Source organism: Streptomyces sp. NPDC018000 (genome assembly GCF_044328025.1).
GTDB lineage: Bacteria > Actinomycetota > Actinomycetes > Streptomycetales > Streptomycetaceae > Streptomyces.
Map to the genome: position 1 here is coordinate 465,900 of NZ_JBIRGM010000004.1, position 19,155 is coordinate 485,054.

Sequence of the window (19,155 nt, forward strand, 5' to 3'; positions counted from 1 at the left end):
GGTGACCCTCCCGGCAAGCGCCGAGCCCTGCGGAACATTGCACCGCGGCATGCCCGAACGCGTGACGCAAGGGTCCCGCTCGCTTTCTACCGCGCCCGGTCCGCGCCTGTCAGTCCGTAAGGTTCCGGATTCTCCGCCGGGGAGACGCGTCGCTACCTTCCGAACCGCCTGTCACACGGCGGCCGGACAATCCGTCGCCGCGTTTCCCCCGCCCAGGAGGCTACGTTGACCTCGCACCAGCCCACCCGCAGGAGCATCCTCAAGTCCGCCGGCGGTCTCACCGCCGCCCTGGCCCTGGGCGCCGGAGGCGTGCTCGCGGGGGCATCGACCGCCGCAGCGGCCGGAGACGGCTTCGGCCTGCACATCGTGGACCGCAACGAGAACGACCCCCGGATGTGGTACTACCGGTTCCAGACCAGCGCGATCGGCTGGAACCCCGGTGTCAACGTGCTGCTGCCGGACGACTACCACTGGAGCGGCCGCACCTACCCCGTCCTCTACCTCTTCCACGGCGGCGGAACGGACCAGGACTTCATCACCTTCGACCGCGAGGGTATCCGCGCCTGGACCGCCGGCAAGCCCATCATCGTGGTCATGCCCGACGGCGGCCACGCCGGCTGGTACTCCAACCCCGTCAGCTCCAACGTCGGCCCCCGCAACTGGGAGTACTTCCACATCAACCAGCTGCTGCCGTGGGTCGAGGCCAACTTCCGCACCTACGCCGAGTACAACGGCCGGGCCGTGGCCGGCTTCTCCATGGGCGGCTTCGGCGCCCTCAAGTACGCCGCCAAGTACTACGGCCACTTCGCCTCGGTCAGCGCCCATTCCGGCCCGGCCAGCCTGCGCCGCGACTTCGGCCTGGTCGCCCACTGGGCCAACGCGTCCTCCGCGTCCCTCGACCTGGGCGGCGGCACCGTCTACGGTGCGCCGCTGTGGGACGAGGCCAGGGTCACCGCCGACAACCCGGTCCAGCGCATCGAGAGCTACCGCAACAAGCGGATCTTCCTCGTCGGCGGCACCAGCCCCGACCCCATCAACTGGTTCGACACCATCAACGAGAACCAGGTGCTCGCCGGACAGCGCGAGTTCCGCGGACTGCTCGACCAGGCCCGGATCCCGCACGAGTCGTACGAGCTGCCCGGCGGTCACTTCATCCGCCACGACATGATGCAGCGCGACATCGACGGCATCATCGGCCGCCTGCGCAAGGCGTGACGGGAGCGTCACGTGTCACTCTCTCTCCCCCGACGCGCGCTGCGCGTCCTGCTCGCCGCGACCGCGGCCTTGGCGCCCGGACTGGTACTGGCCTCGCCGGCCACCGCCCGGACGGCCGATTTCACCGCGGCGTGCCCGGCCGCCGGCCACGTGTCCCAGCACTACCACAGCGGCCACAACGGCGTCGACATCGCCAACGACTACGGCACTCCGATCTACGCCGTGGGCGACGGCGAGGTGACCATCTCCGGCTACGAAAGCGGCTACGGCCAGTGGATCCGCATCCAGCACCCCGACGGGAGGATCTCCGAGTACGGGCACATGTACCAGCGGGACGTGTCCGTCGGCGACCACGTCGTGGCCGGTCAGCAAATCGCCCTGATGGGCTCCGAAGGCAACTCGACCGGTCCCCATCTCCATCTGCGCGTCTGGGGAGACTCGTCCGCCTCGTACGGCATCGACCCGGAGCCCTACCTCGCCGACCGCGGCGTGGTGTTGCCCTGCACCCCCGGGAGCGGGCCCCGTCCCACCCCGCTGGTGTATCCGGCGGAGTCGGGCCGGGTGGTGTCGGCCCGGTCGGCCGACGGCCGCCTCGAAGTCTTCGCGGCCGGGGCCGACGGCGTCCACCACGCCTGGCAGACAAGCGTCAACGGCAACTGGTCCGACTGGGAACCTCTTGGCGGCCCGGGCGGCGCGGAACTGGCGATCGGCCCGAACGCCGACGGACGCCTCGAACTCTTCGCCATCAACGGCAACGTCTTCCAGCACCTCTACCAACTCTCGCCCTCGGGCCAATGGTCGGGCTGGGAGAACTTCGGCGGCGGCGGCAAGGACATCGCCGTCGGCGCGAACGGCGACGGCCGCCTCGAAGTCTTCGCATCCGGCCCCGCCGGGGTCTTCCACAAGTACCAGACGGCTCCCAGCAGCGGCTGGTCCGACTGGGAATCAGCCGGCGGCGGCCCGGCCAACAGCCGGATCGAAATGGAGAAGTCACCGGACGGACGCCTCGAAGTCTTCGCACTCAACGGAGACGTCTTCCAGCACCAGTACCAGACAGCGGTCAACGGCAGCTGGTCGGCATGGGAGAACTTCGGCGGCGGGGGCCACGACCTGACCCTGGACCACAACCAGGACGGACGTCTGGAAGTCTTCGCCTCCGGCCCCACGGGCGTCTTCCACAAGTACCAGACGAACCCGACCAGTTGGTCCGGCTGGGAACCCACCGGCGGCCCCGCCGGCTCCCAGCTCACCAGCCAGCGGACCGCGGACGGCCGGGTCGAGGTGTTCGCGATCAACGGCAACGTGGCGCAGCACCTCTGGCAGACCGGGGTGAACGCCCCTTACGGCCAGTGGGAGTCCTTCGGCACCGGCGGCACGGAAGTCACCGCCACGGCGAACGCCGACGGCCGCATCGAGGTCTTCGGCACCAGCAGCGCCGGCGTCTACCACAAGTGGCAGACCGGCTTCTCGACCTGGTCCGACTGGGCCTGGCTCAACTCCACCTCCGGCCCCGCCGTCAACTGAGGAGACAGCAGGTGACAAGAGAACGGGTGAACACCGTGCGGCGGGCTTGGAGAACGCCCCACCGCGCCATCCTGTCGACACTGGTCTCGTTGCTGCTCACGGCGGGGGTAATCGTCGGCGCCTCGCCGGCGTACGCAGCTCCGAGCGATCTGTGCGCCGAAGTCGGCTACAACGCGGGCTTCCGCGGCGACGGCCTGGTGACCGCCATAGCCGTCGCGCTCGCGGAGTCCAGCTGCAATCCCTCGGCGACCAATGTCCAGAACAACACGCCCCCGTCCCGGGACCGCGGCCTGTGGCAGATCAACGACTACTGGCACCCCGAGGTCAACGACGCCTGTGCCTACGATGCCCAGTGCAACGCCAATGCCGCCTTCACGATCTCCTCCGGCGGTACGAACTGGCAGCCCTGGTCCACCTACAACGCGGGCCTGCACTGGCAGCACATGGATGAGGCGCAGGCCGCGGTGGACCGGCTCGGCCACCACGAGCCCGGCCCCGGACCGCTGGTGTATCCGGCGGAGTCGGGCCGGGTGGTGTCGGCCCGGTCGGCCGACGGCCGCCTCGAAGCCTTCGCGGCCGGGGCCGACGGCGTCCACCACGCCTGGCAGACAAGCGTCAACGGCAACTGGTCCGACTGGGAACCTCTTGGCGGCCCGGGCGGCGCGGAACTGGCGATCGGCCCGAACGCCGACGGACGCCTCGAACTCTTCGCCATCAACGGCAACGTCTTCCAGCACCTCTACCAACTCTCGCCCTCGGGCCAATGGTCGGGCTGGGAGAACTTCGGCGGCGGCGGCAAGGACATCGCCGTCGGCGCGAACGGCGACGGCCGCCTCGAAGTCTTCGCATCCGGCCCCGCCGGGGTCTTCCACAAGTACCAGACGGCTCCCAGCAGCGGCTGGTCCGACTGGGAATCAGCCGGCGGCGGCCCGGCCAACAGCCGGATCGAAATGGAGAAGTCACCGGACGGACGCCTCGAAGTCTTCGCACTCAACGGAGACGTCTTCCAGCACCAGTACCAGACAGCGGTCAACGGCAGCTGGTCGGCATGGGAGAACTTCGGCGGCGGGGGCCACGACCTGACCCTGGACCACAACCAGGACGGACGTCTGGAAGTCTTCGCCTCCGGCCCCACGGGCGTCTTCCACAAGTACCAGACGAACCCGACCAGTTGGTCCGGCTGGGAACCCACCGGCGGCCCCGCCGGCTCCCAGCTCACCAGCCAGCGGACCGCGGACGGCCGGGTCGAGGTGTTCGCGATCAACGGCAACGTGGCGCAGCACCTCTGGCAGACCGGGGTGAACGCCCCTTACGGCCAGTGGGAGTCCTTCGGCACCGGCGGCACGGAAGTCACCGCCACGGCGAACGCCGACGGCCGCATCGAGGTCTTCGGCACCAGCAGCGCCGGCGTCTACCACAAGTGGCAGACCGGCTTCTCGACCTGGTCCGACTGGGCCTGGCTCAACTCCACGTCGGGCCCCGCCGTCAACTGACCCGCCCGGGTCCCCTCCGGAGAAGATTCATGCATCCGATCAGCAGGCGGCACCTGCTGCGTGCGGCCGGGGCGGGAGCGCTCGCGCTCCCGCCCCTGGGCCGTAGCGCCGCCTTCGCCGCCCCCCTCCCGACCCACCAGTGGGTCGGCGCCGGTCCTTTCACCCCCGTGTACGACCCGTCCCTCCCCGGCCGGCGCCGCTACCTCAACGACCACACCCTCGTCCGGGCGAACGGCCGCTGGCACCTGTTCTCCATCGTCGGCGACAGCGCCACGCCCGGCGAGGCCCCGGACAGCGCCGCCGAGGTCGCCTTCGCGCACGCTTCCGCCCCCGCCCCGTACGGGCCCTGGACCACCCATGCCGACGCGCTGACCGTCGATCCGACGTACCACGGCGAGGAACACCTCTGGGCGCCGCACGTCATCGAGGCGAACGGCGCCTACTGGATGTTCTACGCCGCGGGCGGCCGCGACGGGGCCGCGATCAACCTGGCCACCTCCACCGACCTGTTCACCTGGACCCGTCTCCCGTCCGGCCCCCTGTTCCGGGGCCCCGCGGCGCGCGACCCCATGGTGGCGCGGATCGGCACCGAGTGGGTCATGTACTACACCGAGCAGTCCGCCGCCGACGGGCGGCACCTCGTCTGCCACCGCCGCTCCACCGACCTGCTGAACTGGAGCGAACCCGGCATCGCGTTCGCCGACGAGAGCACCACCGCCACCGGCGTCTCCGTCACCGAGTCGCCGTACGTCGTCGAACGGGACGGCTGGTACTACCTGTTCATCGGGCCGCGCGGCGGCTATGACGGTACCGACGTGCTCGCCTCCCGCGACGCCTTCGGCTTCACCCTCGACGGGTATGCGGGCCACGTGCCCGGTCACGCGGTCGAACCGGTCACCGACGGGCAGGACTGGTACGCGAGCGCCGCCGGCTGGTTCCGCCGCGGGCTCTCGCTGGCGCCCCTGCACTGGCAGGGCACCCCACCCGTGTGGCAGAGCCCGGACAACCCGGTCGCCGCCCTGGACGTCCACGACCGCCTGACCGTGTTCGCGCTCGACGCCGTGGACCGCTCGATGCTGCGGCGGGTCCAGCTCGACCCGGACACCGACACCTGGTCGGACTGGGAGCCGTTCGGCGGCCCGGCGGGCGCGGTCCCCACGCTGGGCCGCAACACCAACGGCCGCTTGGAGGTGTTCTCGCTCGCCCCCGGCGGCGCCAATCTGCACCACAGGGTCCAGCGGCCGGACGGCAACTGGTACGACTGGGAGGAGTTCGGCGGCCCGGCGGGCGCCGCGCCCGCCGTCGCCCGCAACGCCGACGGCCGCCTGGAGGTCTTCGCGCCGAGCCCCGGCGGCACCCTTGTCGCGCGGCGCCGCCAGTGGTCGCCCGGCGCGCTGACCTGGGACCCGTGGGACGCGGGCTTCGGCGGCCCGGTCGGCGCACCGCCGGTCGTCGGGGTCAACGCGGACGGGCGCCTGGAGGTCTTCGCTCTCGCGCCCGGCGGCGCCGCGCTCCTGCACCGCTGGCAGAAGACTCCGGGCGGCGAATGGGCCCCGTGGAACCGTTTTGGCACCCCGGCCGGCGCGGCCCCGCGCGTGACCCGCGACGGCAGCGGGCGGCTCACCGTCTCCGCGATCGCTCCCTCCGGCGTGGCCGCCTTCCACCGGCGCCAGTCGGTCCCGAGCGGCGGGTGGGACGACTGGCAGCCACTGTTCGGCTGGTCGGCGGCGGCCCCGCTGCTCGGCCCCAGCGCCGACGGCCGGCTGGAGGGCTTCACGCTCGCCCCCGGCGGCGAGCGGCTCGACCACCGCTGGCAGCTCGCGCCGGGCGGCACCTGGGACGCAGTGGAGGACTTCACCGAGCCCGGCGTCGTGCTCGCCGCCGGCCCCTCGGCCGCGGCCGACGCCACCGGCCGTCTCCACCTGTTCGCGGTCACCGCCGACGGGCGGGTGCGCACCCGTGTCCAGGAACAGCCCAGTGGCGCCTGGCGGCCCTGGACGGCGTTCGGTGACCGCGCCGTCGCGGCCGTCCTCTCCGGCGCCCGAGCCCAGCCCTGACCACGCCCCGCCTTCCGTTCCCCGCCTTCCGTTCCCCGCCGTTCGTGTCCCGTCCCCGTCCCGACATCGTCGAAGCCGAAGAGAGCCACCCGTCATGACGCAGCGTCCGACACCCCACCACGGCGCGGCACGCCCGCCGCCGGGCGCGAGGGGAGCGCAACCGGATCACCATCCCCTCGCTACCTGGGCGACGCCGCCCTGATCGGCGTCCGCCCGCGCCCCGGCGCCCCGGCTCCGCCTCCGTCCCCCGCTCCCGCCGGAATGACCAATACCACTCGGTGAATCAACGTGCGTACACGGGGTAACGTTCGTCCGTCGGGCAACAACGGTGGTCGGCACGCGGGATGGGGGAACAGTGAGCGGCATTGTCGTGCACCTGCCGGGAGGGGACGGCGGTGACGCGGTGACCCTGCGGCTCGGCCCCGGGGAGCGCATCCGGTTCGGCCGCGGCTCGGCGCGCACACCGGTCGAACTCCGCCTCGCCGACGAGGCGGTGTCCCGCTTGGCCGGGGAGATCCGCGCCGCGGAGGACCACTGGCAGCTCAGCAATCTCAGCACCACGCACAGCTATCTGGTGGAGAACCCGGAGGGCGCGGGCGAGTACCTGCGCGTCCCACCGCGCCGGGTCGGGGCGCCCATCCCGTTCGAGCTCTCCCGGGTGGTTCTGCCGTCCCGCCGTGACACCCCGGTTCTCTTCCAGGTGTTCGCGCCCGACCACATCTATCTGGACCCGCAGGCGATCGGTGACGGATCGTGGGAGAGCCGTACCGTCACGGCCTACTCCCTGGACGAGACCGCCACCTACTTCCTGGTGCTCGTCGCGCTCTGCGAGCCCTGGCTGCGCGATCGTTCGCCGGTCGCCGTGCCGACCACGCCGGAGGTCGTCGAGCGGCTCCGGAGCCATGCCGGCTGCGCCAGGCTCACGGCCCGCGCGGTCAGTGCGCACATCGACTACCTCGCCGACGAGAAGCTGCGGATCGGCGTTCCCACTGCCGCGGACGGTGCGGCCCGCGCCGACCGTCGCAACGGCAAGCGCGAGGCCGTCGTCGGGATCGCGCTGAAGTTTGGGCTCGCACGGGAGGAGCACCTCGCCCTCCTGCCGCCGCGCGCCGAGCCGGCCAAGCGCGATCGGTAGGGCGGGCGGTGACGGTACACGACCGGACTGCGCCCGGGGACAGCGATGGACCGGAACTCCTGCCGGAGGGCCACCGGATCGGCCCCTGGGTCGTCGGCGAGCCGATCGGTGCGGGCGGCTGGGCCACCGTCTACGCCGGACGCACGGCGGACCGGGCGACGGACCGCGCGACCGACGGGCCGGCGGACATGGCAGACCACGCGGCTGACCGGCCGGCGCACCCGGCGGAGGGGGGCGAGGTCGCGCTCAAGGTCATGCCGACCGCCGGACTCGCGCCCCGCCAGGCCCGCAGCGTGGCCGAGGCCGCCCGCCGCGAGATCGATCTCGGCCGCAGGGCCGGCCATCCCCGGCTCGTCCGGCTCCTCGACTCCCTGGTCCTCAGCACTCCCGACCGGCCGTCCCTCGACCACGCGATCGTCCTCGTCATGGAGCGGGCCCGGTGCAGCCTGCGCGAGCTGCTCGCCGCCGGCATCACCGAGGACGAGGGCACCCGGCTCGTCACCGGCATCGTGGAGGGCCTCGCCCATCTGCACCGCAGCGGCTGGGTGCACACCGATCTCAAGCCCGAGAACATCCTCGTCGGACTGGACGGCGAGGTACGGCTGTCGGACTTCGGCCTCGCCATCGAACTGACCGGCACCCACGGCTGGACCGCCCCGATGGGCACCCTCGACTACCTCCCGCCCGAGCGGTGGCAAGAGCCCCTCGCGGAGCGTGGCGTCCAGGTGCGGCCCAGCGCCGACATCTGGGCGCTCGGCATCGTCGTCCACGAGGTGTTCGCGCACGGCGCCTTGCCGTTCCCCGGCGCCGCGCCGACGGCGCGCAGGGCCGCTGTGCAGGAGTACGCCGCAGGCGGGGCACCCTTACGGATGGACAGCTCCGTCCCCGCGTTCTGGCGCGCCCTCGCCACCGACTGCCTGGCCCCCACCCACGCGGCCCGCGCCCCGCACACCGCCGAAAGCCTCCTCGAACGCATCCGGGCTCACGAGGCAGGACTCCCGCCCCGCCGCTCCGGCCCTCGCATCCGCACCCGCCGCCTCCGCGACCGCACCGGCCTCCGCCTTCGTGCGCGCACCACCGTGCTCCTCGCCGTCACCGGGTGCGCGGCCGCCGCCGCGCTCTGCGCTTACGTGGGAGGGAACGGAACCGGCCAGGGTCCCGCAGTCCTCCGAGGGACCCCCGAAAACCCCGCCCGAATCCGGGTGTTCAACGCCGAGCGGGGCTGCCAGGACCGCCGCGACCGCGACCTGCATTGCAGTCTGGGCCTCGCGATCGACCCGCGGCGGCCCTACACCACCGAGAACGTCGTGGCCACCCGGGTGTGGCACGGCGACGTCCTGGAGGCGGAATGCCGACTGGCCTCCGGGCTGCCGATCCTCGACGAGGAGGACCGCCGTTCCACCGTCTGGTTCCGGATCCGCTTCCCCGGCACGAAGGTTCCGGCCACGGCCTGGTTGCCTGCCGTCCGCACAAAGGATCGCCCGGCTCTCCCGGACTGCGGCCCGGTCTAGCCCTTAGGAGGAACAGGGCCGAGGCGGGGTTGACCAGGCCCTTCGCCAGATCCTTGCTGGCGGCCGCGACGGTCCGAAGTTCTCCGGCAGTCATAGCCGCTTCGATCCTCGGGGCGCGGCCCTGCTCCATCGTGATCTCGTCGTTGGCGGCCGGCAGCTCCAGGACGTCGGCGGTCTGCTCGAACGCCTGCGGGAGCCGGTCGACCAATGACAGGGCCGGCATCGCGCCGTGCCGGGGGCTGACCTCCCAGCACGCCTCTCATATCTCCTCATTTGCGAGACGACCGAACCGGAATCCGCGCTACCGCCATCCGCTGCGCGATTGGTCCCTGACGCCGATGTAGTCGGGACAGACTGCTGTCAGCCATCGGTGAACACCACCCCGAGCGGGCGCAACGGTCATTACCGTCCAGTCGCATGACGACGGTCACAACCCGTACGGTCGAATACCCGGCCGACAACCTGACGATGATCGGATACCTCGCGCTCCCGGCTGGTGCCGAGCGCCGGCCCGCAGTCCTGATCGGACCCGAGGGGATGGGGCTCAGCGATGTCGAGCGCCGCCGGGCCGAGGCTCTGGCCGAGCTGGGGTACGTGGCGCTGGCCTTCGACCTCCACGGCGGATGCTATTTGGAAGACCCAGAGGAAATGTTGGCCCGTTGCATGCCGCTGCTCGCCGACCCCGACCGGATGCGAGGAATCGGTCACGCAGCGCTCGACGTGTTGCGTGCCGAACCACGGGCCGACCCCGACCGGACCGCCGCCGTCGGCTACGGCACCGGGGGCGCAGTCGCACTGGAACTCGGTCGCGATGGCGTCGACCTGCGCGCGATTGGGACAGTCAACGCACTGACCACGGGCCGACCGGGCGAGGCGGCACGCATTCGCTGCCCGGTATGGGCCGGGGTCGGGTCGGAAGACCCGATCATGCCGCCCGCGCAACGGGACGCATTCACCGCAGAGATGCAGGCCGCGGGCGTCGACTGGCGCCTCGTGGTCTACGGAGGAGCCCTTCACGCCTTCCACCACCCACCGGTCGACCACACTGTGCCTCCCGGCGTCGGCTACCACCCACGGCACGCACAGCGAGCCTGGCGTGACATCGTCGCCCTGCTCGCCGAGTGCCTGCCCGTCACGGATTGATCCGATCGGCTCCTGATACCCACTCCTGCCCGCCGTCGTCGTCTTCGTCCAGCTCCGGCGCGTCCGGGTCGCGCAGCGGGCGCAGGGCGCCGGCGGCCGGGGTGGAGGCGGTGAAGCTGTAGCGGCCGAGGTCGCCCCCGGCCCTGAATCCACCTGACAGGCCCTACGCCCCGTGGGTGCGCTCGGCGATCCAGCCAGCCATCGCCCGTACGCCGACGCCGATGGCGCGCTCATCTGGGGAGAAGTCGGGATAGTGCGGGAAGCTCGTTGTGATGGGTGCTCCAGGAGCACGGACGCCGAGAAATGTGTACGTACCGGGGATCCGGTCCAAGTAGAGGGCGAAGTCCTCACCGTTGAAGGGGAAGGCGGCACGAAGCTCGATGACCGTGTCACCGCCGATGGTCCGGCGTAGGTGGTGGGCGAGCAGGTTGGCGTCGCGCTCTGGGCAGACCATGGCCGGGAACGGCTCGGCGGGGAAGCGTGTCGCGGCCCCCGAGTACAGCATGCTCACTCGGCGGATGTCCTCACGGACCTTCACGTACCGCTCCGGCGGCCAGCAGCGATAGGACACACTCACCGTGGCCTCCTGGGCCCTGGCCCGCATGGCTACGAACCGGGCCAGCGGACCGTTGGGCGTTTTGGCGTCGGCGACGAGGCGCTCCAGGTCCGCTGGGGTCTGCGGCACCGCCACCGTTGCGAGCGCGCCGATGTCGGCGGTCAGGCGCCGCGCGGCATCGAGCGCGTCCGGCCCGGAGAGGGTCGCCTCCGCCTTGTCCTGGCCCGGCAACCCGTAGCCCGGAGTCACAGCGAACTGGCCGACCGGAAACGGCCCGCAGTGCAGCGCATGGATCTCCTCGATGCCCATACGCTCCAACACGCCAGTGTCGATCAGTGCGCGGGCGCCGGACAGGGTCTCCTCGGCAGGCTGGAAGAGAAAGACCACTGTTCCGCTCAACTGCTGCCGCAGCCGTGCCAGGACTTGAGCGACGCCGATACCCACTGTGGTGTGGACGTCGTGGCCGCAGACGTGGGCCGGAGCGGGACCTGTCCCGACGATGTCTGTGGGCGGAACCGCGTCCATGTCCGCCCGGTAGGCAACGGTCCGGCCTGGACGCGTACCCCGCAGGACACCGACGACACCGTGGCCGCCCACCCCGGTGGTAACGGTCAGCCCCGCCGCCCGTAGCTTCCGGGCCACCGCAGCGGCCGTGCGCTGCTCCCGCCCCGGGGCTTCGGGGTGCCGGTGGATGTCCCGCCGCAACTCGATCAACGCGCGCTCCAGACGCGCCGCCTCGGCGGCCACTGCCGCCTGTCTCACCGGTCCCCCGCGCCCACCGGCCACGGCCTTCCCCGCGCCTGCAAAGACCGTTCCCACACTGGCCGCCGCTGCGCCGGCCAGTAACGTGCGGCGCGCGAGAGCGCGTTCCATGGGACGACTCACTGTTCCCCCTTCGGATCACGTTGTTTTCCGGGACACACGATCGCCGGACACTGATGCCGCTGCCTATCCAGCCAGCCACCGTGTGGGAGTGGTGGTAACCACACCACGAGGAATTGCCGCGTTGACGCTGCTGTCTCCTTGAGCGCCGGTCCGGTGACCGCGAGGCCGAACACCTGTCTTGATCGTGCGCAATGGGTGACTCCCGATCTCAGGTTCTGGCTCAACTTCTGTTTGCGCCGTGACTGTGGGTGACCGTCAGATCTCGAAGAGAGCTTCCTCTTGTGGCGGGATCGGGGCGTCCAGGACGTCGCGAAGGCGGGTGATGTCCTGGCGCCACTTCGACCAGTTCGCAGCTTCGGCCCATATCTCGGCGAGTTCAGACCGGTCGGAGACCGCTTGGTCCAGAGCGTCGACGGCGAGCATTCGAAGGTCTGCGGGCAACTCCGGTAGCGGTTCTGATGGGCCATAGTTCGAACACGCCGGCTCGCCGTCAGGATGCTGGGCGACAACCAGGGCAGCTGCGGCCACTGCCCGCTCGCCGTCGTAGATACCCAGGTAGTCCGCAGGGTCCGCGGCACGTTTGAGCACGCCGCGGATCATGGATTCGCGTTCTTCCAGCGCCACCTCGTCCAGATCACCCCCAAAGTCGGCGGCGGTGTCGTTGTCGAAGGGGCCGATGTCCCAGGTGCCCATATCTCTCCTCGCGTGGCCGTCTGGGGATCGTCGCATTGGCCACCGACAGCGAGGTCACGAGGCAAGCAGCACCCGCTTGCGCAGAAGCTTGAAGCCAGCACGTCCGTACATCTGCCGCTTGATCATTTTGATGCGGTTGACGTGGCCTTCCACGATGCCGGAGCTCCAGGGCAGGGTCAGGCCGGCGGTGACGGCCGAGAGGCCACGTTCGAGGCCGCTGATAAAGGTGTGCATGCTGGGCAGGTCGTCGGCCCGGACCGCCGCGATCCACTCGGGGAGCCGTTCTCCCTGGAGCTGGGTGAGCATCTGCCCCAAGGAGCGGACGTGCCCGGCAAGGGCGTCCAGCTCGGGGCAGTGGGCCAGAACGGACTTGAGCTTCAGTCGCTCCTTCTCCGGAAGGCTGTCGGGGTGGGTCAGGATCCACCCGGCGACTGTCCTGGGCGATGGCGGCCGACCTTCCGGCGCAGTGTCCCGGAAGGGACGAAGGTAAGCACGGACCGCCCCGTATCCTCCGCCGTATCCGTGGCTCTGGATCTCCTTCCAGAGGGTCCAGGCGTCGTGCAGCCCTCGGCCCACCGTCGGGAATGCTGTGGACGGCCCGTTTGATGGAGGGGTTCATCCCGGTGGTGATCGAGAAGTGGTCGCCGGCCCGGCGGCAGGCGGCGATCACCCCGGCGTTGTAGAACTGCGAGTCCGCCCGCAGGATGCGGGTCCCGGTGCAGCCGGTCTCGACGGCAGTGGCCAGGGCCTCGCTGACGAACTTCGGGGCCCCGCGGGAGTCGGCGGCCTTGCCGCGGCGCATCCGTACTGTGGCGATCACCGGGCGGGAGTGGGGGGTGCAGATTGTGGCGAGCAGGGGGTGCAGGGTGCGGATGCCCTTGAACCGGCCGTATTCGGCGCCCTGCTTGGCCCGGCCGTACACGCGTTTGTGGGTGGAGTCGACATCGATGAACGCCTTCTGTCCGGAGCCGGGCAGCAGCGGAGTGTGCGCGGCCGGCGCGGCGAGGAATCTGCTGTGCACGGCATGGAGTTGAAGCGCATGGCCGTGGGTGAAGGCACGCAGGAACGTGCCCAGCGTGGACGGGGCGCGAATCCCGCCGAACAGGGCCGGCATCGCGCCGTGCCGCAGGACGTCCAGGTCGTCGATGCTGTCCGCACTGCGGGCACCTCTTCTCGTTTCCTCATCCACAGGACGCAAGTCACTCGGTGGATCGAGGCTTAGGACTCCTTACACAATGAACTACCGGGAATGACTGTCTGTCAGAGAGGCGTGGGGTGGGGGTGGGGTGCGTGACGGCTCGCAGCCGACTCGACCTGCGGCGGTTACTGCGCAGGAGAACTACACGCATGCTGTTCGGTGCCGTTCTCTGATCCCGTTGAGTAGTTCGGGACGGGGACCGGGGAGGTGAGCGGGTGCCAGGTGAGAATCCAGCCGGCGGTAAGCGCCGCCGCGCCGCCTGCCAGGGCGATTGCGCCGCCTGTTCCGATGACTGCGGCCACCGAGCCGAAGCAGGCCGGCCCGACGCCCTGCAGCGTCATGCTGCCGGAGCCGAGCAGACCGAAGGCCTGGCCCTGGCCATCCTGCGGCAGGGCGTCCAGGAACGGCCGTTGCAGGCCGAGACCGTAGGCGAATCCGAAGCCGCAGAGCAGCAGCAGACAGGACGAGACGCCCACTCCGGGCTCGGCAGCGAAGCCGACCAGCGGCAGTCCCATCAGCGCAATCAACGGGACTACCAGTCGCTCCCGGGTGGGTGGTAGTAGGAGTCGGCCCACCAGCAGGTCACCGACAAGCATGCCGACCGGCAGACAGCCCATCAGCACCGCGTACCAGCCGGGCGCGAAGTGGCGTCCTCCCGCGTAGGCGACGAGCAGGCCTTCCGCGCCCGCTACGAAAGCGGTCGGTAGCCACTGCGCCAGCATCAGTCGTCGCACCGTGCGTCCGCGCAGCAGCAGGCCGGTACCGTGCAGGCTTGCCCGGACGGCCCCGCCATCACCCCGAGCGCTGCCAGGTGTGCCGCCGAACTCTCCCGGCTGCAGCCGGGGTAGCCGGATGCGGATAGCGAGCGCGCAGCCGAGGTAGAGGACGGCGCTTACCGCGAGCGCCCGGTGCGGGCCGAGTACCGCGACGACCGCACCTCCCAGTGCCAGACCGAACAATTGCGCGCCGGAGGCAGCGATGTTGTTCAGTGAACGGCCCAGTACATAGGCGTCGCCCTCCAGCGACTGCGCGACCAGCCGACTCGACGCGCCGTGAAACACCGGTGTGGCGAGGGCGACCAGCGCCACGACACCGAGGCTTGCCGCGATCGGCATCCGCACCAGGGCGAGCAGCAGGGCGGCGGCGCACGTCAAGGCGTAGCCGCCGGTGATGAGCGCGCGGGGCGGCAGTCGGTCGGCCAGTGAGCCCAGCAGCAGCGAGCCGAACAGCTGCGGGATGAAGCCGATGCCGAAGGCCAGTGCGCTCAGCAGCGCGGAGCCGGTGGCCGAGAAGACCAGCACCGAGAACGTGGTGATCCGCAGCGCGTCCGCAGTGATCGCGACGGTGCGGGTTGAGAAGAGCAGCCGGAATCGTGGCTCGGCCAGCACCTCCCGGTAGGTGGCACGGTGGTTGCCCTGCGCGGGTTCGGCGGTTGGGGTCATGACGCCCAGCCTCGCCGTGCGCCCACCCCACCCAACAATGATTCGTCGCTCGACGAATCGGAACGGACGTCCTGCGGTAACGTCGCAGGGTGCTCCGCTTCGAAGTCTCCGTCGAGGCCCTGCTGCGCAGCCGCTTCGCGCTCTCTCCCGCGATGGACCTCTGCTTCCTGCTGCGCTCGCTCGCCGGCCAAGACCGGCCACTGCCGCGAGCCTGGGCCACCCGGCTCCTGCCGGCCTTCGAACGGCTTCGCCGCGAGACCGAACTGAACGCCGTCCTCGCCCTGCACAGCCCCCAATCCGGACCGAACTTCGTCGCCCCGCCCCCGCGCGGCCTCAACCAGACCTGGGCAGACGACCTGGCCATGATCCGGGCCACACCGCTGGAAGCGGCCCGCCACGAATTCGCCACCAACGCGACCGGCCCGTCCGCCCGCGATCCCCGCGTACGCGCAGTGCTGGACTCGACGGACGCCGCCTCCAGGATCGCCGAGGCGATGGACCAGGCGTGGCACGAGCTGCTCGCCACGGACTGGCCGCAATTGCGCGCGATCTGTGAGCGCGATGTCGTGCACCGGGTGGGTGTGATCGGCGAACACGGATGGGTCACGACCATCGAGAGCCTGCACCCGAGCATCGCCTGGCAAGCCGGCGGTATCGAGATCGGCCACTTCCCCCAAGTCGGAACAGTCCGCCTCGCCGGCGACGGGCTCCTGCTGATCCCTTCGGTCTTCGTCGCGAATATCGCCGCCCACCTGGAAGACCCCTGGCCCAGGACCTTGATCTATCGTGCCCGCGGCACCGCTGCCCTGTGGGGCGAACAGGAGAGCGTCCCCCGACCGGACGCCCTGGCCGCTCTGGTCGGCCGGTCCCGAGCCCGGCTGCTGTTGGCGCTGGACGCCCCGGCCAGTACCAGCCACCTCGCCCGAAGCCTCGCCATGACACCCGGCGCGGTAGGAGACCACCTCGCCATCCTGCGAGGCGCGGGACTGCTCGTCCGCGCCCGGTCCGGACGGTCGGTGCTCTACCGGCGCACCCCGCTCGGCGAGGCGCTGGTAGGCGGTACGGGCTGAGGGATCAGATCAGCACTGCTTTTGAGGCGCCGCCAGCAGACGATTGCGCGGCCGAGGGTGAGGAAGGCCTGGTGGATGACGGCGCGGATTTCCCAGCGGATACGCAGCCGGCGCAACCAGCGCAGAAGTGCGAAGGCCGCCCGACCATGATCAATCTCACCGATAGCCGCTGTACCGATGTTCTCCGAGGCCGGAGAGCCCCGCGAGTTCGAGGAAACTGAAGGTTCTTCATGGTGAACCCGCGGGTCGACCACCCTGATTCTCGGCGAAGGACCCGCGAGTTCGCATCAAGACACGGGGCCACCCTCAGCGGCCGACTCCACAGCTGGCGTGGAGCCCGCGCGGTGGATGGTGTGGACGCCGAGGACAGGATCGAGGACGGGGACGAGGGTGCTGGTGGCGATGGCCGCCAGGTGCGGTGGTGCGGTGCCTGCCTGCAGAGCGGTGACGTACTCGATGACCTGCGCGTGCGTGAGTGTCGGAACCCGCTGGCGCAGCAGGTGCATGGCGATGATTCGTCCATCGGTCGCCGCTGCCTGGTGGATCTCCTCGTGCAGGTCATCCACTGCAGTGCGTGTGGTCATCTTCCTGATGCGGGTCCGGTAGTCCAGCTCCCACTCGCCGGTAACCGCTGCGACCGGTCCGATCTGGTGAAGACTCCCATCGAGGCGATCCACCAGATACGGGCCGTTGCCGGCCAAGAGTTGACCTGGGTCTCCCGTTCGTAGGTATTCCGCGGTTTGGTAGTAGACGATCCAGACGAGTTCGTGGGCCTCAACCTCGGTCACCACCAGCCGCCCCGAGTACCTGCGGTCCAGATCTTCCTGGGCCACCCGGATCGCGAAGTCACGGTCGATCATGTCCGGCAGCATCCCGCATGCTGTGGGACATGAACAGGAGTTTTCTTCCGCCGGGTTCGTCGCGTTCCCAGGGTGAGGGATTCAGGCATCCGCCACATGGAGGTGCGCCTCGACCGGGCCCAGGTGCTGGTCATGGGCCAGGACGATTTCGTCCGCGAGGTTGAGGACGCGGATGCTTCCGGTCTCGAACTGCAGAGTGATGCCGATGGCGAAGTCGAGGTTCTCGCGCCGGTAGCGGACCTCCTGGGTGGAAAGGATCCGCTGGCCGACGAAGCGGGTCATGGGGAAGTCGGGCAGGTCGTCCTCGACCGTGGTGTGGCCGTATTCGTCCATGTCGTAGGGGCCGTGAGGCTGGTCGATCTCCATGGACAACCCGTCGCCCGGTGTGTGGAACTGGACGGGGCCGAGGTCGTCCATGTGCAGCCACATGTGCAGGAGGGAAAGCTCGGTCTCCTGGTAGTGGTGCCAGGACGTCGTCACCTTCAGCAGGCGTCTGCCGACCAGATCCTCAGCGTTGATCATCCACCGATGATTTCACGGCGTTCAACGACTCGGCGCTGGTCTCCAGGAGGCGCCGGGCCGAGTCCGCGTAGCGCATGGCGGTCTTCTCGTGGAGGCCGAAGACCTCGGCGAGATGGAGTGGGTCGGGGCCTTGGACGATGGCTTCTTCGAGCTGCCGGTCGACGCGGAGCCGCTCCGGTGTCGCGGTCTGGCCGCGCATCGCCGCGCTGATGCAGTGGTTGCTGACCCGGGTGGTCCTGTTCGCGGTCTGGTTGTTGATCAGCAGGTGGAGGTTCGCGGTGTTCGGCCAGCGGGTGTGCCGGTGGTCCAGCCAGTCCAGCAGCAGCTTCAGGGTGAGCTCGTCGAGCGGCCGCACGCGTCCGGCGATGGTCAGACGCCGGTTGCCGATGTCGACGTCGTCGAGCATGAGGGTGCCGATCTGGGCGACCCGGGCGGCGTGGACCGCGGCGAGAGCGAGGATGAGCCGTGTCGCCGGGGTCGTGGCCGCCGCGACGGCTCGGTTGACCTGGTCTGGGACGAGCGGCTGCAGTACGGAGTACTCGTTCTGCCCGACCTTGATCCGGCTGGTGGGGTTGCGGAAGATGAGCCCGTTCCGCTTGGCCCAGGTGAACAGCGAACGCAGGGCAATGAGTTGATCGCGGCGATGGCGGCCGTGAAGAGCCTTGGGGTGGGTGAGGACGTCGTCGCGGGTCACCTCGCGCAGGTGGTCGTAGCAGCCCGACCACTCCAGCAGGGCCGGGCGGACTCGGTTGAGGTAGAGCCAGACCGTTCCCTCTCGTCGCGGGAGGCTGCGCGGGCCGCCGTCGTGCAGGACGCGGCAGCGAAGTGAAGATCTCGGTGTGCCGAATGACGTCGCCCTCGACGTAGCCGGTGAGGAGGTGGGCCAGGCCGCGGTTGACGGCGAAGCGGATGTTGCGGCCCCAGCCGCGGGCCTCGGCCAGCTGGTGTGCGAGGTACTGCGCCCAGGCCGGCCAGGCTCCGCTGCAGCTCGGAGGCCTTCCAGATACCCTTGTTCGCGGCGGTTAGCCGCAGGTTCCACTTCATCCCATCAGCCCTTCCAGCCGCTTCGCGGCCCGTTGCTGCCCGGCGAGCCAGGCGTCTTCCACCCTCGTCTGCTGGACGTGTAATGGTGGAGTCGGGTATTGGAACTCCCGGAATGCCCTGATGGGATGGCTCATGATCCGCATGTCTGGATCAGAGAGGCAAGGACTCCTGCCGGATCATGTAGAGGGCGGGCGCCATCGGTGACGACGCGACGTGTGCCAGGGTCGACGGGGTCCGTCTGTGCCCACTCCGGAGACCCGATGCCGATCTCAACTTCCAAACCTGAGGCCGTGGCGTAGCGTCGTTCGGTGATGGGCCCCCACTCTTGCGTTCGGACGAGCTCGCCGAGGGCGAGTTCGTCGGCCCAGGAGTTGTTGAAGTATTGGGTCTGGTCTGTCGTGAGCAGGACGATGTCAATATCCGAGTCAGGCCGTGCGGCATTGCGGGCATATGAGCCGACAAGCAGCAGGCCGACGATGTCCTGGCGGGTCGTGGCCCAGCGTGCGATGCGGGCGATGACCTCCTGTACTTCGGCGGCTCGTTCCTGGGAGACCTCGTTCCGGTTCGATTGTCCGGCGCGGTGTGTCATGTGGGCTCCTGGGTATTTTGACGGCGGCCGACCTCGGCCGCGTAGGCGGCCCAGTCTCCGGCGGCGGCTCGGTGCCATTTGACGGCGACGGTGATGTCGATGCCGAGGGTGCGGGCGAGGACTGCTGCGGGCAGCTCGGTGGCGAGTTGGAAGAGCGCGGTCGAGCGGGCTTCGGCGAGCCGGATGCCGAGTTTGCGGAGCCGTTCGCCCATGGCCCA

The 19,155-nt window shown here is 70.1% G+C and carries 17 protein-coding genes and 1 pseudogene; 8 read left to right on the forward strand and 10 right to left on the reverse strand.

Annotation, left to right across the window (positions count from 1 at the left end; genetic code table 11):
* The first annotated feature begins 225 nt into the window (after window positions 1-225).
* The 7 genes from ACH4EW_RS13680 to ACH4EW_RS13710 all read left to right on the forward strand — a co-directional run bounded on the left by ACH4EW_RS13680 (window position 226) and on the right by ACH4EW_RS13710 (window position 10,078).
* The gene (locus tag ACH4EW_RS13680) at window positions 226-1,215 is read left to right on the forward strand and encodes an alpha/beta hydrolase (protein ID WP_398255652.1); all 990 of its coding nucleotides are present in this window, start codon (window positions 226-228) and stop codon (window positions 1,213-1,215) included.
* Window positions 1,216-1,227: 12 nt separating this feature from the next.
* Window positions 1,228-2,739: a peptidoglycan DD-metalloendopeptidase family protein gene (locus ACH4EW_RS13685; protein ID WP_398255654.1), complete on the forward strand. Its 1,512-nt coding sequence runs from the start codon at window positions 1,228-1,230 to the stop codon at window positions 2,737-2,739.
* Between the two features lie 11 nt (window positions 2,740-2,750).
* Window positions 2,751-4,232 (forward strand): hypothetical protein, encoded by a 1,482-nt coding sequence (locus ACH4EW_RS13690; RefSeq protein ID WP_398255657.1) that lies wholly within the window; start codon window positions 2,751-2,753, stop codon window positions 4,230-4,232.
* A 29-nt stretch (window positions 4,233-4,261) separates the two neighbouring features.
* Window positions 4,262-6,289, forward strand: a complete 2,028-nt coding sequence (locus ACH4EW_RS13695; protein WP_398255660.1) for a family 43 glycosylhydrolase — start codon at window positions 4,262-4,264, stop codon at window positions 6,287-6,289.
* Between the two features lie 355 nt (window positions 6,290-6,644).
* Entirely contained in the window at window positions 6,645-7,424 is a 780-nt protein-coding gene (locus ACH4EW_RS13700; protein ID WP_398255662.1) for a serine/threonine protein kinase, read from the forward strand.
* An 8-nt stretch (window positions 7,425-7,432) separates the two neighbouring features.
* A complete protein-coding gene (locus ACH4EW_RS13705; protein WP_398255665.1) occupies window positions 7,433-8,935 on the forward strand; it encodes a serine/threonine-protein kinase in 1,503 nt (500 codons plus the stop codon).
* Window positions 8,936-9,352: 417 nt separating this feature from the next.
* Window positions 9,353-10,078, forward strand: coding sequence for a dienelactone hydrolase family protein (locus ACH4EW_RS13710; protein WP_398255669.1), 726 nt, complete (start codon window positions 9,353-9,355; stop codon window positions 10,076-10,078).
* A gap of 163 nt (window positions 10,079-10,241) precedes the next feature.
* On the opposite strand, the gene ACH4EW_RS13715 is transcribed toward ACH4EW_RS13710, so the two are convergent.
* From ACH4EW_RS13715 to ACH4EW_RS13735, 5 genes and pseudogenes are all read right to left on the reverse strand, one after another.
* Window positions 10,242-11,507, reverse strand: a complete 1,266-nt coding sequence (locus tag ACH4EW_RS13715; protein ID WP_398255672.1) for a M20 family metallopeptidase — start codon at window positions 11,505-11,507, stop codon at window positions 10,242-10,244.
* Window positions 11,508-11,774: 267 nt separating this feature from the next.
* Window positions 11,775-12,212 carry a DUF4259 domain-containing protein gene (locus ACH4EW_RS13720; protein ID WP_398255675.1) on the reverse strand — a complete coding sequence of 146 codons (438 nt, stop codon included), beginning with the start codon at window positions 12,210-12,212 and terminating at the stop codon, window positions 11,775-11,777.
* A gap of 54 nt (window positions 12,213-12,266) precedes the next feature.
* A complete protein-coding gene (locus tag ACH4EW_RS13725) occupies window positions 12,267-12,788 on the reverse strand; it encodes a transposase (protein WP_398255677.1) in 522 nt (173 codons plus the stop codon).
* 61 nt (window positions 12,789-12,849) lie between these two features.
* A pseudogene (locus ACH4EW_RS13730) lies at window positions 12,850-13,326 on the reverse strand (transposase); the annotation flags it as partial.
* 209 nt (window positions 13,327-13,535) lie between these two features.
* The gene (locus ACH4EW_RS13735; protein ID WP_398255680.1) at window positions 13,536-14,852 is read right to left on the reverse strand and encodes an MFS transporter; all 1,317 of its coding nucleotides are present in this window, start codon (window positions 14,850-14,852) and stop codon (window positions 13,536-13,538) included.
* An 89-nt stretch (window positions 14,853-14,941) separates the two neighbouring features.
* On the opposite strand from ACH4EW_RS13735, the gene ACH4EW_RS13740 reads away from it, so the two are divergent.
* Window positions 14,942-15,922 carry an ArsR/SmtB family transcription factor gene (locus tag ACH4EW_RS13740; RefSeq protein WP_398255682.1) on the forward strand — a complete coding sequence of 327 codons (981 nt, stop codon included), beginning with the start codon at window positions 14,942-14,944 and terminating at the stop codon, window positions 15,920-15,922.
* A 287-nt stretch (window positions 15,923-16,209) separates the two neighbouring features.
* Here the strand turns inward: ACH4EW_RS13740 and ACH4EW_RS13745 are convergent, their stop codons facing one another.
* The 5 genes from ACH4EW_RS13745 to ACH4EW_RS13765 form a co-directional block, all read right to left on the reverse strand.
* A complete protein-coding gene (locus ACH4EW_RS13745) occupies window positions 16,210-16,782 on the reverse strand; it encodes a YrhB domain-containing protein (RefSeq protein ID WP_398255684.1) in 573 nt (190 codons plus the stop codon).
* Between the two features lie 81 nt (window positions 16,783-16,863).
* Window positions 16,864-17,304, reverse strand: coding sequence for a hypothetical protein (locus ACH4EW_RS13750; RefSeq protein WP_398255687.1), 441 nt, complete (start codon window positions 17,302-17,304; stop codon window positions 16,864-16,866).
* On the reverse strand, window positions 17,291-17,998 hold the full coding sequence (locus ACH4EW_RS13755; protein WP_398255690.1) for a hypothetical protein: 708 nt from the start codon (window positions 17,996-17,998) through the stop codon (window positions 17,291-17,293). Before ACH4EW_RS13755 ends, ACH4EW_RS13750 begins: the two co-directional genes overlap by 14 nt.
* Window positions 17,999-18,478: 480 nt before the next feature.
* Entirely contained in the window at window positions 18,479-18,937 is a 459-nt protein-coding gene (locus ACH4EW_RS13760) for a nucleotidyltransferase family protein (RefSeq protein WP_398255692.1), read from the reverse strand.
* Window positions 18,934-19,149 (reverse strand): hypothetical protein, encoded by a 216-nt coding sequence (locus tag ACH4EW_RS13765; protein WP_398255694.1) that lies wholly within the window; start codon window positions 19,147-19,149, stop codon window positions 18,934-18,936. Before ACH4EW_RS13765 ends, ACH4EW_RS13760 begins: the two co-directional genes overlap by 4 nt.
* Window positions 19,150-19,155: the final 6 nt, after the last annotated feature.